Genomic DNA, 13579 nt, shown 5'->3' on the forward strand with positions numbered 1-13579 from the left:
GGCCGACGCGTGGAATCGAGGCGATGAACGTGGCAACCACCCCAGACGCGGCAGACAGCAGAAGCAGCCGCAGCCGGCGACGCCGCATCCTCGCGCCGCTCGCGCTGGCGCAGTTCATCTGCAGCTTCGCCGGTTCGAACATGACGGTGATGATCCAGGACATCAGCGAGGACCTGGACACGACCGTGCAGGGCGTCCAGACGGCGATCACCGCCTTCCTGCTGGTCATGGCGGCCCTGATGATCCCGGGCGGCATCCTCAGCGACCGTTACGGCCGCAAGCGCTGCCTGATCGTCGGCCTCGCGATCTACGGGGTCGGCGCCCTGCTCAGCGCGGCGGCGCCCGGCCTCGGCGTGCTCATCCTCGGCAACTCGATCCTGGAGGGCATCGGCACCGCGCTGCTCATCCCGCCGGTGTACATCCTGACGACCCTGCTGTTCACCGAAGTCGCCTCCCGGGCACGGGCGTTCGGGGCGATCATGGCGATGGCCGGGATCGGGGCCGCCACCGGGCCGCTCCTCGGCGGTTTCATCACGTCGGCCGTCAGCTGGCGCGCGGCGTTCGTGTTCCAGGCCGTGGTGGTCGTGATCGTCATCCTGCTCAGCCGGAGCCTGCACGACCCCCTGGCACCGGATCCCGAGCGCGACTTCGACACGGTCGGCGCGATCCTGTCGGCGTCCGGCCTGGTCCTCGTCGTCCTCGGCATCCTCGCGGCGGACGACAACGGCTGGCTCATGGCCGCCCTGCTCCTCGTCGGCGCCCTGGTCCTGGCCGGCTTCTTCCGCTGGGTCCACGCGAGGGAGCGCGCCGGAGCCCAACCCCTGCTCCCCACCGAGCTGTTCCGCGACCGGACGTCCAACCTCGGGCTGATCACGCAGCACACCCAGTGGCTGATGCTCATGGGCGTGTCGTTCGTGGTCGCGGCCTACCTCCAGGTCGTACGGGGATACAGCGCCATCGGCACCGGGGTGATCTTCACCGCGTCCACGCTGGGCCTGCTCATCAGCTCGCTCGGAGCCGAGCGGTTCGCGAAACGCCATGAGCAGCGGACGCTGATCATGACGGGATTCGGCGTGACGGTGGCCGGTCTCGGCGTGCTCCTGGCCATGGCCCACGGCTCCCCGCGCGCCTGGGTCTTCACGCCGGGGCTGCTGCTGATCGGCCTGGGGGTGGGGCTGATGCTGACCCCGTCGGTCAACGTCGTCCAGTCCAGCTTCCCCGAGGACCTCCAGGGGGAGATCTCCGGCCTGTCCCGCAGTGTCTCCAACCTGGGCTCGTCGGTGGGGACCGCGATCGCCGGCACGATCCTCGTGACGGACCCCGGCATCGGCCCGTACGCCGCCGCGCTCGTGGTCCTCGCGGTCATCGGGCTCGGCGGCCTCGGCGCGGCGGCGCTGCTGCCCCACACGCCGGTCCCCACCCACCACGGGTGAGGGCCGCGGCGTCAGCGGAGGTCGTACGACACCTCGCTGCGGACCACGAGGTCCTGGAGGGCCACGCGCCGCTTGCTGAGCGGAATCCAGAGCAGGCCCAGCGGGAAGCTCACGCACAGGGCGGCCCGCGCGAGAGCGCGCGGCAGCCGGAGCCTGCGTCCCGCGCGGTCCGTCACGCGCAGGCCCATCAACCGGGACCCGGGCGAGGCGCCGAGCGCGGTCCAGCCGCCCGCCAGGTAGGTGACGGCGACGGCCCAACCGACGGGCCCCGACAGCCAGAGGGGGATCTGCGGCAGTTGGAACGGGGGCCGGTGGCGAGCAGCCGCGCACAGCCGGCGCCGACCTGGACGGCGAGGCCGACCAGGCCGAGGGCCAGCGCGTCGAGCAGCGCCGCGACACCGCGGGACACGAGTCCGGCCGCTTCCGGCCGCGGTTCCGGTCTGCCGTTGGCGGCGCTCACGGCGGTTGCCCGACCGCAGGACCCGATGTTTCGTCGAGGGCGGGTGCGGCCCGCCGCAGCAGCCGGTCGGCGAACCGGTTGACGCTCCGGTCCCCGAGCTGCCCGAGCCGCCGTACCGTGTCGACGGCCTCCACGGTCATGCCGCCGCCGGTGTCGCGCACGATCCGCCCGAGGTCGATGTCGCGCAGCACGTCACGGCTGAGCGCGACGAGGTCGAACCGGGAGAGGACGGCGTCGACGTCGACGCGGGCGGCGATCCCGTCCACGTCGATCCGCAGGGCGACGCGCTCGACGTCGATCCGGTCGGCGATGGCGTTGACGTCGATCCGCTCGATGATCCCCTCGACGTCCACGCGCTCGGCGACGGCGTCGATGTCCACCCGACGGACGACGGCGTCGACGTCCACCCGCTCGACGATCGCGTCGACATCCACCCGCTCGATCACGGCGTCGATGTCCACGCGCTCCACGATCGCCCCGACGTCGACGCGGCCGACGACGGCACCCACGTCGACGCGCGCGGCGATGGCGTTCACATCGACCCGGGCGGCGATCCGCCCGACGTCCACCCGGTCGGCGATCCGGTTCACGTCGACCCGGGCGACAACGGCGTCCAGGTCCATCCCGTCGAGCACCGCCTCCACCAGCGGGCGGAGCACCAGGCTCGGCACCTTCACCAGGGCGCCGAGCGCACCCCGCGCCCACCGGGTGGCCACGGCCACCGCGCCCACCGCACTCTCCTCGGCCATCCAGCGACCGAATCAGGCGGCGGTGGGCCCGACATCCTCCGCGCCGGGTGAGTCGCGCAACTCCGTCTTGCCTCGGGGCAGTTCGGGAACGTACGTCGTCTCCCCGACGAAGCCGAAGGCCAGCCCGTGGCGCGCCGAGAGGATCCGGGCGAGCCGCATCACGCTCAGCCCGCTGGGCCCGAGGTCCGGAGTGTGCCGGCAGTCGACGAGCACGCCGGTGCCGCCCGGCCGGATGGCCCCGTGCAGCACCCGCCCGACATGCGCCTCGGCCGCGGGGCCGATCGCCCCGCGCACCTCGATCAGGAGGCATCCCCCGACCCGCCGCAGGACAACCGGCGACGTGGCCCGCCTCCGTGCCGTGAACGAAACGTTCCACGCCATGACCCGCCCCCTGACCACGACCGGACCTTCGGCCCAGCGTCATGGCGCGGCGGGGCGGCGGCATCGCTCGCCGGGGGTGAGTGCCTGGAGCGCCTACGGATTCGACTGGTCGACGGCCTACCGCTCCACGCCGCCGGGCAACCTCTTGGGCTTCCCGTTCAGGACGGCCTGCGCACGCCACGCCTTCGGCCACCGCACCGGCGAGGCCGCGGGCATCTTCTCCGCCAACAAGGCGCGTCTCGACACCGTGCTGTGCGAGGACCTCAAGCGGGTCCGCGCCGCCCGCTCCGGCGTCGGCGCCGCCTCCCGCACGTCCGTGGCCTGGGCGTACGACCAGGCGGTCGACGAGCTCGGCGCGGTCGCCCGGGGCGGCATCCTGGTGGGCCGATATCGGCCGCGTCCGCTGAGCGAACACAGCCGCCCGGATTCCGTCTTGACGGTGCGCCGTCAAGAGTCCACGATCGGGCACGCACCGCGCCCCTTCCCGCCCACCGCGGAGAGGGGCGCACGGCCAGTTCCACACCCCGATCCCTTCGCGCGTACGGAACCCGGAGCCCCCACATGACTCTCTCCTTCCCCAGACGCACGACCGTGGCAGCAGCGGCGTCCCTCGCACTAGCCGCCCTCCTCGCTCCCACCGTCCCCTCATCCGCGGCCCCGTCCACCACCCCGGCGTCCACCGCCGCCCTCGCGGCCCCGGACATCCCGGTCGCCAACGTCAAGGCGCACCTCGCCCAGCTCCAGTCCATCGCCACCGCCAACGGCGGCAACCGCGCCCACGGCAGGGCGGGCTACAAGGCCTCCATCGACTACGTGAAGGCCACACTGGACGCCGCCGGATTCACCACCACGCTCCAGACGTTCACCTCCAACGGCTCGACCGGGTACAACCTGATCGCCGACTGGCCGGGCGGCGACGCGAGCCAGGTCCTGATGACCGGCGCGCACCTCGACTCCGTCACGGCCGGTCCAGGGATCAACGACAACGGTTCCGGGTCGGCCGCGATCCTGGAGACGGCCCTCGCCGTCTCGCGGGCCGGCTACCAGCCGTCGAAGCACCTGCGGTTCGCCTGGTGGGGAGCGGAGGAACTCGGCATGGTCGGATCGACGTACTACGTCAACCGTCTCGCCGCGGCCGACCGCGCGAAGATCACCGGATATCTGAACTTCGACATGATCGGCTCGCCCAACCCCGGCTACTTCGTGTACGACGACGACCCCACGATCGAGAAGACGTTCAAGGACTACTACGCCGGCCTCTCGATACCGACCGAGATCGAGACGGAGGGCGACGGCCGCTCCGACCACGCCCCGTTCAAGAACGCCGGCATACCTGTCGGCGGTCTCTTCTCCGGCGCCGACTACACCAAGACCGCGGCCCAGGCCCAGAAGTGGGGCGGCACCTCCGGCCTGGCCTTCGACCGGTGCTACCACTCGTCGTGCGACACCTCGGCCAACATCAACGACACGGCGCTCGACCGGAACAGCGACGCCGTCGCCTACGCGGTCTGGGGTCTGTCCGCCGCGACCACGCCGCCTCCCTCCGGCACGGTCTTCGAGAACACCACGGACGTGGCCGTACCCGACAACGGGGCAGCCGTGACGTCGTCCGTCTCCGTCACCGGCCGCACCGGCAACGCGCCCGCCACGCTCAAGGCGAGCGTCGACATCAAGCACACCTACCGCGGCGACCTGGTCGTCGACCTCCTCGCACCCGACGGCTCCGCGTACCGGCTCAAGAACTCCAGCTCCAGCGACTCCGCGGACAACGTGATCGCCACCTACACGGTCAACGCGTCGAGCGAGGCCGCCAACGGGACGTGGAAGCTGCGGGTCCAGGACGTGGCAGCACAGGACACCGGCTACATCGACAGCTGGAAACTGACCTTCTGACACGAACGGGCGCGCGGCACACGGAGCGATCACCGTGTGCCGCGCGCCCGTCCTCGTGGGATCAACCGCCGTACGCCCTACCGCTGACGCTCCGACACGGAGGCGCGGCACAGAGGCGCGACCACACCCTGAGCGACAGTGCCCCTGGTCATCCGAGGACCACCTCGGCGCCGTGCGACATGGCAGGACCCAGGGCCCAGCCTTCGCTGCCCACGCACTCCACGATGAACGACCAGTCACCGCTTTGGCCGCGGCGGCCGACACAGTAGATCTGTGCGAGGTCGACCATGCTGTGTGCTTCCTGAATGGTCAGCGCGGGACGACCTCGACGTGCTCATGGGCGGCGACGCGTTCGGCCAGCTGGTGGGGCTGAGCCCCCGGGCGCAGGTGAGGTGGAGGTCGCTGGCGTTCAGGTTGTTCGCGCCGCGCCATGCCTCGGCGATCCATTCAAGGTTCTCAGGCATTGCCGCTCCTTCCTGTCGCGTCCGTCCTGGGGCTGGTGGGGCCCAGCGAGAACTGTGCGCCGGGCCCCACCAGCGAGCAGCAGCCTGTCAAGGCAGAGGAGCCGTGCAGGCCACGGCCACCTTGGAAGCGTCACAGTGCGCGAACTTGGGGAAGTCCACCCAGTACGCGTCCTTGTCGAGCAGCAGGTACTTGCCTGAGAATCCCGAGCTGAATCTCCGCCCATGGCAGTGGAGTTGATCCAGCTCGACATGGCCGAGCGCCCGCACACCTCCGCCCACGTCGGGGCAGGGCCGCGGACATCGTCGTACAGGTGCCAATAACGACCGCCATGAGCTACAGGCCTCCCGCCGCACCGCTCACAGCCACCCCGGTCCGCATCCAAAGGCTGCCATCGTTCAACCGCACCCACCGAGCAGCTGACATCCACTGTCGCGCTCCTCCGGGACTCGTAGGGCCACCGGCTTTCATCACACCCGTTGACCTGGAAGTAACCCCGCCTTAATATCGTCCGCACACCAATGGTTGGCGTACTGACTATCTGTCGAGATGTTCTCTCCTTGCGCCTCCGTGTCCTCCAACCCGTTCGCTCAAGGAGGCCGAATGCCCAGAGTCCCCGCGTCCCGCATCGTCGTAGTCGGAGGTGGCATCGGCGGTCTGGCCGCCGCCCTGGCCACGGCCCGTGCCGGACACCAGGTCACGCTCGTGGAACGAGCCGCCCGGTTCGGCGAGATAGGGGCAGGTCTGCAACTCGCCCCCAACGCCTCGCTGGCGCTGGACGAACTCGGTGTGCTGGACGCCGTCCGCAAGCACGCCGTCGCCCCACCCCGCCTGGTCATGATGGACGCCCTGACCGGTGACCAGGTCACCTCGCTCGATCTGCGCAGCGACGCGTACATTCAGCGATTCCGGCACCCCTATCTGGTGACGCACCGCACCGACCTGCACGCCGCCTTGCTGGCTGCCTGCGAGGACCACCCCGCCATCACGTTGCGCACCGGGCACACCGTTACCCGTGCCGAACAGGACGCGGCGCAGGTCAGGCTGCATTTCGCCGAGGGGCACGAGGTCCTGGTGGCCGATGCCGTGATCGCGGCGGATGGACTGCACTCACGGCTGCGGCAGGCTCTGGTCGGCGACGGGGATCCCGTCTGTTCCCGGTACGTCGCCTTCCGCGGGGCACTGCCGACCGACCGTATGTCCGGACGGATGTCCCAGCACGCCGCCTCCGAGGCGGTCATGGTGTGGGCCGGGCCGCGCATGCATCTGGTGCAGTACCCGGTGCGCCGCGGCGAGCTCTACAACCAGGTCGCCGTGTTCGAGAGCGACCACTACACGCCGGACTCGGACGACTGGGGCACCGAAGTCGAGCTGGAGGAGCGCTTCGCGGGCACGTGTCAGGCGGTACGTGACGCGCTTCCCCTTGTCTCCCGCGAGCGACGCTGGCCGCTGTTCGACCGACTGCCCCTCAGCAACTGGGTCCACGGACGGATCGTGCTGCTCGGCGACGCTGCGCACCCGATGCTGCAGTACCTGGCCCAGGGCGCGTGTCAGGCCCTGGAGGACGCGGTGGCGCTCGGCCGTGCCCTGTCCCAGCACACCGACCCAGACGCCGCTTTCGCCTCCTACGCCGAGGCCCGCGTAGAGCGCGCCGCGCGCATCCAGACCAACGCCCGGCGCTTCGGCGAGATCTGCCACCTGGAGGGCATGGGAGCCACCCTGCGCAACCAGCTGCTGTCCGCCCGCTCGCCCGAGGACTTCGACGACATCGCCTGGGTGTGGACGCCGGCCACCGCCGACGTCCCTGCCCTGTGACACCTGACAGGAGTACCACCATGACCGACGATCCCGCCTACAAGGCGCTGGAGAATCTGGGCGCCGCTCCGCTGTGGCGCTTCTACGGGAATCTGTTCCCCGCCGAGCCGAAGAGCCGCGCGGTGCCCTACCGGTGGAGCTGGCAGAACCTGCGCCCGCAACTGCTGCACTTCTCGCAGACGCTGTCTCTGGAAGAGGCCGAGCGGCGTGTCCTGATGCTCGTCAACCCCGGCCTCACCGACCCTCCGGCCACGGTCAACACCCTGTACGCGGGGCTGCAGATCATCCTGCCCGGGGAGACCGCGCAGGCCCACCGCCACACCTCCAATGCCTTCCGCTTCATCCTGGAAGGCAGCGGCGCCTGGACCACCGTCAACGGCGAGCGGGTCTTCATGGCTCCCGGGGACCTGCTGCTGACTCCGGGATGGCACTGGCACGACCACACGCACGAGGGCACGGATCCCATGATCTGGCTCGATGCTCTCGACTACCCCCTGATCAATGCGCTGGAGGCCGGGTTCTACGAGAAGTACCCGCAGCGTCTCCAGCCGGTCACGCGGCCCGACGACGCGGGCAGCCGCCAGTTCCTGCACGGTCGGCTCACTCCGACGTGGCTGGCCCCGGAGGGGCCCAACTCCCCCATCACGCGCTACACATGGGCCGAGACCCAGCGCGCCCTGGACGCGATCGCGGACAGCGCCGAGGGCAGCGCGGTGGACGGGATCGTCCTCGAATACACCAACCCCTGGACCGGCGGGCCGGTCATGCCGACGATCGGCTGCCGCGTGCAGCGGCTGCGGCCCGGCTTCGACGGGGCCGGGCACCAGCAGACCACGTCCCAGATCTTCAGCGTCGTCCGCGGCGCGGGCGCCACCATCGTGGACGGGGTGCGCCTCGACTGGTCCCAGCACGACACGTTCGCGATTCCCGGCTGGGCCTCCTACCGGCATGTGAACACGTCCGGCTCCGACGACGCGGTGCTCTTCTCCTACAACGACGAGCCCGTCATGCGCTCGCTCGGCCTCTACCGCGGTCAGAGCGCCGACCCCGGCGCCTGAGCCCTCTTCTTCCCCGATCGCTCTTCCCCAAGGAGACCCTGATGCGCCTCGCGCTCTTCAACAAGGGACGGCTCGGGCTCGTCGACGGCGATGACATCGTCGACGTGACCGACCAGCTCGCCCCGTCGCCGTCCTCGCCGTCCGGCGCGCTGCAGCAGTACATCGAACGTGTCGAGCGGGACGGGGCGCCGCAGATCGACCTCGCGGTCGGCACGCGCCTGCCACTGGCCGAGGTCGCGCTGGAGGCGCCTCTCCCCCGACCTGGCAAGATCGTCGGCGCACCCGTCAACTATCTCGACCACAAGGCCGAGATGGAGTACACGACGTCGATCGCGGATCTCGGTGTGTTCCTCAAGGCCAACTCGTCGGTGATCGGCCCCGGCCAGGACATCGTGCTGCCGTACAGCGACAAGCGCACCGACCAGGAAGGCGAGCTGGGCGTCGTCATCGGTCGCACCGCGGCCAAGGTGAGTGCCGACGACGCGCTGGATCACGTCTTCGGCTACACCTGCGTACTGGACATCACGGTCCGCTCCGGCGAGGACCGCTCCACCCGCAAGTCGTTCGACACGTTCACCCCGATCGGACCCTGGGTGGTCAGCGCGGACGAGATTCCCGACCCGGACGCGCTCGAACTGCGCTGCGACGTCGCGGGCGAGACCCGCCAGCGCACCAACACGGCCGACCTCATCTTCGGGGTCCGCCAGCTGATCGCCTACACGTCGTCCGTGATGACCCTCCACCCGGGCGATGTGATCGCCACGGGAACGCCTGCGGGTGTCGGGCCGCTCAAGCACGGTGACCACGTCGTCGTCGACATCGAACGGGTCGGCCGCTTGGAGGTCGGCGTCGACGGCTCTCGAGCGACGGCCTACGAGCAGCGCCCCGGACGCTAGCCGGTACCGCTCCGGCGTGGTGGCGCCCATAGACTCCCCAGCGGCAGTCCGCCGCCGGGCGGCACCACGCCGGCAAAGAAAGACGGAGACCGTGGCACGCGCACTGGACCTGCAGAACTACATCGGGCATCTGATCCGCCGCGCGGAGCAGGTGCACACGGCCCTGTGGTCACAGCACGTGTCCCGGGAGATCACGTCCCAGCAGTTCGCGGTCCTCAACGCGCTCTCCCATAAGCCGGGCATCGATCAGCGCACTCTGGGGAGGCTGACGTCGCTGGACCGCTCCACGATCAACCAGATGGTGCGCCGTCTGACCGGTCAGGGGTACGTGAGCCAGGCGCGCGACACCGAGGACCGACGCCGCACGGTGCTCGAACTCACCGCGACGGGAAGCGATCTGCTGGCTGCTTTGATCCCGCCGGCCGAACAGATCAACGAGCAGCTGCTGAAGCTGCTCCCCGAAGACCAGCGGGACCTGGTCGTCGACAGTTTGCGTCGTATCGCTTTCATGGGTGACGAGCTGGCCGACGGCGACTGACAGCCCCTCATCGCGCGACATCGGCGCGTGGGGCGGTAGGTCGCCCTCGTCCCGCTGCGTGCCCGCACGAGGAGCCGCATCGTGTCCGTCGAACACCTCTCCCCCGCCTCGACGTCGCCTCCCGCGTCCGCGTCGGCGATCCGTGACACCCCACCAGCAGGACCCGGCCCCGTCATCGGCCGTGCGCTACAGATTCTGGGGGCGTTCTCCGCCCAGCATGCTCATCTGTCGCTCAGTGAACTGGCCCGGCGGTCGGGTCTCCCGGTGTCGACGGTGCACCGCATGCTCGCTGACCTGCTGGCCTGGGGCGCCTTGGAGCGTGACGAGCGAGGCCGCTATCGGATCGGGCTGCGCCTGTGGGAAGTCGGGGCGCTGGCACCGCGGGGTCAGGGGCTGCGGGAGACCGCGCTGCCCTACCTGGAGGATCTGTGTCAGGCGACTCGCGAGAACGTTCAGTTGGCGGTGCGCGAGGGCACCGAGGTGGTGTTCGTGGAACGGCTCGGCGGATCCGCTGCCGTGCCGACCCTGACCCGGGTCGGTGGGCGTTTGGGGATCACCGCGACCGGCGCCGGGCTGGTGCTGCTCGCCCACGCGCCGGCCCACGTGCAGGACGTCGCCCTGGCGACACCGCTGGAAGCCCACACGCCGTTCACGCTGACCGACCCGGCCCAGCTGCGGCGCGTCCTGGCCCGGACCCGGGCCTGCGGCTACGCGGTCAGTGACCGTCAGTTGTCCCTGGACACCCTTTCCGTCGCCGCTCCGGTCACCGGCCGCTCCGGCGAGGTGGTGGCCGCGCTGTCGCTGGTGGTGCGCCACCGGTCGATGCCGACCGGAGCCCTGGCCGACCTCGTGCGCACCAGCGGTCGCGCCATTTCACGAGCACTTCACGCAGGCGCCTTCTAGTAGGACTTTGTTAGGTGACTGGTCAGGTTCAGGGCTCGGTAGTTCGCTGGGGGTATGACTCCGGAGGAGCTTGCCGGGTGCCGTGACCGGCTGGAGGATTTTGCGGCGGAGGTGTTCGCGCCGTTGGTGCGGTCGGACCAGCGGGCCAAGGGCGGACTGTATCTGCGGGGCCTGCTCCTGGACGGCCGGCGCAAGTCGATGCAGCCGATGGCCCGCCGACTCGGCGTCGATCATCAACGGCTGCAGCAGTTCGTCACCTCGTCGACCTGGCCCGCCAACGCGGTCCAGCAGCGGCTGGCCCGCCGTGCGATGGCGGTGGTCCGGCCGGAGGTGTGGGTGGTGGACGACACCGGTTTCCCCAAGGACGGTGACCTGTCGCCCGCGGTCGCCGCGCAGTACTGCCCGCCGCTGGGCAAGACCGCCAACTGCCAGGTAGCAGTGAGCGTGCACGCGGCCACCGACCGCGCATCCTGCCCGCTGGCCTGGCGGCTGTTCCTGCCCGAGAGCTGGGACGGGCCTGATGCCGCCCGGCAGCGCCGGCACTGCCGCATCCCGACAGACGTGCATCACCGGCCCAAGTGGCAGCTGGCCTTCGACATGCTCGACGAGCTGGCCGGGCTCGGCCTGCGGCCCGCGGTGGTGGCCGCCGACGCCGGATACGGCAACAACGCCTCCTTCCGCAGGGGCTGGAGGAGCGACAGCTGGCCTATGTGCTGCAGGTCAAGGGCGAGTTGACGGCCTACCCGGCAGATATCGAGCCGGTCACCCCGCCCTACAGCGGACTGGGCCCGCGCCCGCTTGCCCGCTACCGGACCCGCCCGGTCAGCCTGCGCGAGCACGTCCGGGCCGCGGACCCCGGCCAGGCCGTCACCGTCGGCTGGCGACGCGGCTCGCGGGGCCGGATGCGGGCCCGGTTCGTGTTCCTGCGGGTCCGTCCGGCCGGTCGTCGTCCCCGGCCCGCCGACGATGGCACCATCGCTCTGCGCTGGCTGATCGCCCAGTGGCCCAAAGGCGCCGACGAGCCGGTCAGGTACTGGCTCTCCAACCTGCCCGCCGATCTGCCACCCCGGGTCCTGGTCCGCCTCGCCAAGACCCGCTGGCGCATCGAGCACGACTACCGCGAGCTGAAGACCGCCCTCGGTCTCGACCACTTCGAGGGCCGGTCCTGGGACGGCTGGCACCGCCACACCACCCTGGTGACCGCGGCCCACCTCTTCCTCACCGAACAGCGCACCGACCCAAAAGCCCCTGCCGGGGCCTGACCCTCTACCAGGCCCTCGCACAACTCCAGCAGACGCTCGCCACCTGGTCAGGACACTGCCCCACCTGCCACCAACCCGCACCCTGGCAGCCCTACGACACCACCTAACAAAGTCCTACTAGACGGCGCAGGCCGGAAACGATTCCTTTCCCGGCATCCGGAAAACGGCCTGTCCGCGTGGCGCGGCTGCCCGGACCATGACTGCGCCGGACGCCGGGAGGCATGCACCGCACGCCGTTCCCCCGGGCGCGGCCGGCTCCCTCGCAGTCGACAACGGAGTGCTGCCATGTATGTGTCATTCGCGGGCCACAGCGTTGAACGGAGCATGCGGTGAGCGCCGCATGGCGACAGGCCCTGGACGAGGGCCCCATGTCGCGTTTCCAGTGGCGGGCCATCGCCCTGTGCGTACTGCTCAACACGCTCGACGGATTCGACGTGCTGGTGATGTCGTTCACCGGCAGGGCCGTCTCCGGCCAGTGGTCGCTGGACTCGGGCACGCTGGGCCTGCTGCTGAGCAGCGGCCTGGCCGGGATGGCGCTGGGCGCGCTGCTGATCGCGCCACGGGCGGACCGGATCGGCAGGCGGCCGGTGATCCTCGCCGGTCTGATCACGGCCGCGGTGGGCATGACGGCGTCGTCGGCGAGCCAGAACTGGGAGCAGTTGGCGCTCCTACGACTGCTGACCGGAGTGGGGATCGGCGCCGTTCTCGCCTGCAGCAACGTGATCGCGGGCGAGTTCGCCTCCCGGCGCTGGCGCGGGCTCGCCGTCAGTCTCAATTCGACCGGCTACGCCATCGGCGCGACCGTCGGCGGACTCTCGTCGGTGGCGCTCATCGACCATCACGGCTGGCGGTCGGTGTTCCTGGCGGGCGGCCTCGGCACCGTGCTGGTCATTCCCCTCGCCTACTTCTTCCTGCCGGAGTCGCTGGAGTTCTTGTGCACCAGGAAGCCGGCCCGCGCGCTGGAGCGGGTCAACGCGCTGGCCCGGCGTATGGGGCATGCGGAACTGACTGAACTGCCCGAGGTGCGTGACCGGGAGCAGGCGGCCGGTTTCCGGGCGTTGCTGAGCCGTGGTCTGCTTCGCTCGACGCTGGTGCTGTGGGGCGCCTTCTTCCTGGTGATGGCGGCGTTCTACTTCGTGACGAGCTGGACCCCGACACTCCTGGTCGAGGCCGGGATGTCCTCGTCACAGGGGCTGACCGGCGGCACGCTGCTGAATGTGGGCGGCATCTTCGGGACGGCTCTGCTGGGGACGCTCGCCGCCCGCTTCGCGCTGACCGGTGTGCTGCGTGGATATCTGTTCGCGGCCGGGGCGCTGGTAGTGGCATTCGCCGCGTCGACCGACACACTGGTGCTGGCGTTCTGTCTGGGCGCCGTGATCGGCGTCGCCGTCAACGGCTGCGTGGCCGGGCTGTACGCGCTCACCCCGGCGGTGTACTCCACGGAACTGCGTGCCACCGGTGTGGGGGCGGCCATCGGTGTGGGCCGGGTGGGCGCGATCCTGGCGCCGTCGGCGGCGGGCTGGCTGCTGGATGCCGGGGCGACACCGCGGGCTCTGTATGTGTCGACCGGAGTGGTCTTCGCCGCGGCGGGCCTGTTGCTGTTCGTGATGCGCAGCCGTACCGGCACACCACGCTTCGCGGCGCCGGCCCAGCCCTCGGCCGTCCAACACTGATATGACGTCGCCGGGCCCGGCTCTCCCTCACGTGGGGAGTACCGGGCCCGGTCCGT

General features: G+C 70.5%; 13 protein-coding genes and 1 pseudogene. 10 read left to right on the forward strand and 4 right to left on the reverse strand.

Annotated elements, in window-relative coordinates; translation table 11 throughout:
* The first annotated feature begins 29 nt into the window (after positions 1-29).
* Positions 30-1433 carry an MFS transporter gene (locus V2W30_RS04770; protein ID WP_338693903.1) on the forward strand — a complete coding sequence of 468 codons (1404 nt, stop codon included), beginning with the start codon at positions 30-32 and terminating at the stop codon, positions 1431-1433.
* 11 nt (positions 1434-1444) lie between these two features.
* Here the strand turns inward: V2W30_RS04770 and V2W30_RS04775 are convergent, their stop codons facing one another.
* From V2W30_RS04775 to V2W30_RS04785, 3 genes are read right to left on the reverse strand one after another with little or no spacing between them, the layout of a single operon-like run.
* A complete protein-coding gene (locus tag V2W30_RS04775) occupies positions 1445-1912 on the reverse strand; it encodes an RDD family protein (RefSeq protein ID WP_338703487.1) in 468 nt (155 codons plus the stop codon).
* On the reverse strand, positions 1890-2642 hold the full coding sequence (locus tag V2W30_RS04780) for a hypothetical protein (protein WP_338693904.1): 753 nt from the start codon (positions 2640-2642) through the stop codon (positions 1890-1892). Before V2W30_RS04780 ends, V2W30_RS04775 begins: the two co-directional genes overlap by 23 nt.
* Before the next feature lie 12 nt (positions 2643-2654).
* Positions 2655-3023: a hypothetical protein gene (locus V2W30_RS04785; protein WP_338693907.1), complete on the reverse strand. Its 369-nt coding sequence runs from the start codon at positions 3021-3023 to the stop codon at positions 2655-2657.
* On the opposite strand from V2W30_RS04785, the gene V2W30_RS04790 reads away from it, so the two are divergent.
* Together V2W30_RS04790 and V2W30_RS04795 are read left to right on the forward strand one after the other, a co-directional pair.
* The gene (locus V2W30_RS04790) at positions 3022-3588 is read left to right on the forward strand and encodes a phospholipase A2 (RefSeq protein ID WP_338693909.1); all 567 of its coding nucleotides are present in this window, start codon (positions 3022-3024) and stop codon (positions 3586-3588) included. The two genes, V2W30_RS04785 and V2W30_RS04790, sit on opposite strands and share 2 nt — an antisense overlap.
* A complete protein-coding gene (locus tag V2W30_RS04795; RefSeq protein ID WP_338693911.1) occupies positions 3585-4916 on the forward strand; it encodes a M28 family metallopeptidase in 1332 nt (443 codons plus the stop codon). Before V2W30_RS04790 ends, V2W30_RS04795 begins: the two co-directional genes overlap by 4 nt.
* Positions 4917-5064: 148 nt before the next feature.
* On the opposite strand, the gene V2W30_RS04800 is transcribed toward V2W30_RS04795, so the two are convergent.
* Positions 5065-5205 (reverse strand): hypothetical protein, encoded by a 141-nt coding sequence (locus V2W30_RS04800; RefSeq protein WP_338693913.1) that lies wholly within the window; start codon positions 5203-5205, stop codon positions 5065-5067.
* Between the two features lie 776 nt (positions 5206-5981).
* On the opposite strand from V2W30_RS04800, the gene V2W30_RS04805 reads away from it, so the two are divergent.
* The 7 genes and pseudogenes from V2W30_RS04805 to V2W30_RS04835 all read left to right on the forward strand — a co-directional run bounded on the left by V2W30_RS04805 (position 5982) and on the right by V2W30_RS04835 (position 13523).
* Complete coding sequence (locus V2W30_RS04805; protein ID WP_338693915.1) at positions 5982-7193, forward strand: FAD-dependent monooxygenase; 1212 nt, start codon at positions 5982-5984, stop codon at positions 7191-7193.
* Positions 7194-7213: 20 nt separating this feature from the next.
* A complete protein-coding gene (locus V2W30_RS04810; RefSeq protein ID WP_338693917.1) occupies positions 7214-8251 on the forward strand; it encodes a cupin domain-containing protein in 1038 nt (345 codons plus the stop codon).
* A gap of 41 nt (positions 8252-8292) precedes the next feature.
* Positions 8293-9147 carry a fumarylacetoacetate hydrolase family protein gene (locus V2W30_RS04815; protein ID WP_338693919.1) on the forward strand — a complete coding sequence of 285 codons (855 nt, stop codon included), beginning with the start codon at positions 8293-8295 and terminating at the stop codon, positions 9145-9147.
* 91 nt (positions 9148-9238) lie between these two features.
* Complete coding sequence (locus V2W30_RS04820) at positions 9239-9685, forward strand: MarR family winged helix-turn-helix transcriptional regulator (RefSeq protein ID WP_338693921.1); 447 nt, start codon at positions 9239-9241, stop codon at positions 9683-9685.
* Between the two features lie 81 nt (positions 9686-9766).
* A complete protein-coding gene (locus V2W30_RS04825) occupies positions 9767-10588 on the forward strand; it encodes an IclR family transcriptional regulator (protein WP_425244483.1) in 822 nt (273 codons plus the stop codon).
* A 54-nt stretch (positions 10589-10642) separates the two neighbouring features.
* Positions 10643-11850: pseudogene (locus V2W30_RS04830) on the forward strand (IS701 family transposase).
* Between the two features lie 329 nt (positions 11851-12179).
* Positions 12180-13523, forward strand: coding sequence for an MFS transporter (locus V2W30_RS04835; RefSeq protein WP_338693923.1), 1344 nt, complete (start codon positions 12180-12182; stop codon positions 13521-13523).
* Positions 13524-13579: the final 56 nt, after the last annotated feature.

Source organism: Streptomyces sp. Q6, from assembly GCF_036967205.1.
GTDB classification, from domain to species: Bacteria; Actinomycetota; Actinomycetes; order Streptomycetales; family Streptomycetaceae; genus Streptomyces; species Streptomyces citrinus.

Excerpts from the sequence above, each read along its gene's own strand:
- V2W30_RS04780 (WP_338693904.1), bottom strand. The coding sequence starts at position 2,642 with ATGGCCGAGGAGAGTGCGGTGGGCGCGGTGGCCGTGGCCACCCGGTGG.
- V2W30_RS04790 (WP_338693909.1), top strand. The coding sequence starts at position 3,022 with ATGACCCGCCCCCTGACCACGACCGGACCTTCGGCCCAGCGTCATGGC.
- V2W30_RS04785 (WP_338693907.1), bottom strand. The coding sequence starts at position 3,023 with ATGGCGTGGAACGTTTCGTTCACGGCACGGAGGCGGGCCACGTCGCCG.
- V2W30_RS04795 (WP_338693911.1), top strand. The coding sequence starts at position 3,585 with ATGACTCTCTCCTTCCCCAGACGCACGACCGTGGCAGCAGCGGCGTCC.
- V2W30_RS04800 (WP_338693913.1), bottom strand. The coding sequence starts at position 5,205 with ATGGTCGACCTCGCACAGATCTACTGTGTCGGCCGCCGCGGCCAAAGC.
- V2W30_RS04805 (WP_338693915.1), top strand. The coding sequence starts at position 5,982 with ATGCCCAGAGTCCCCGCGTCCCGCATCGTCGTAGTCGGAGGTGGCATC.
- V2W30_RS04810 (WP_338693917.1), top strand. The coding sequence starts at position 7,214 with ATGACCGACGATCCCGCCTACAAGGCGCTGGAGAATCTGGGCGCCGCT.
- V2W30_RS04815 (WP_338693919.1), top strand. The coding sequence starts at position 8,293 with ATGCGCCTCGCGCTCTTCAACAAGGGACGGCTCGGGCTCGTCGACGGC.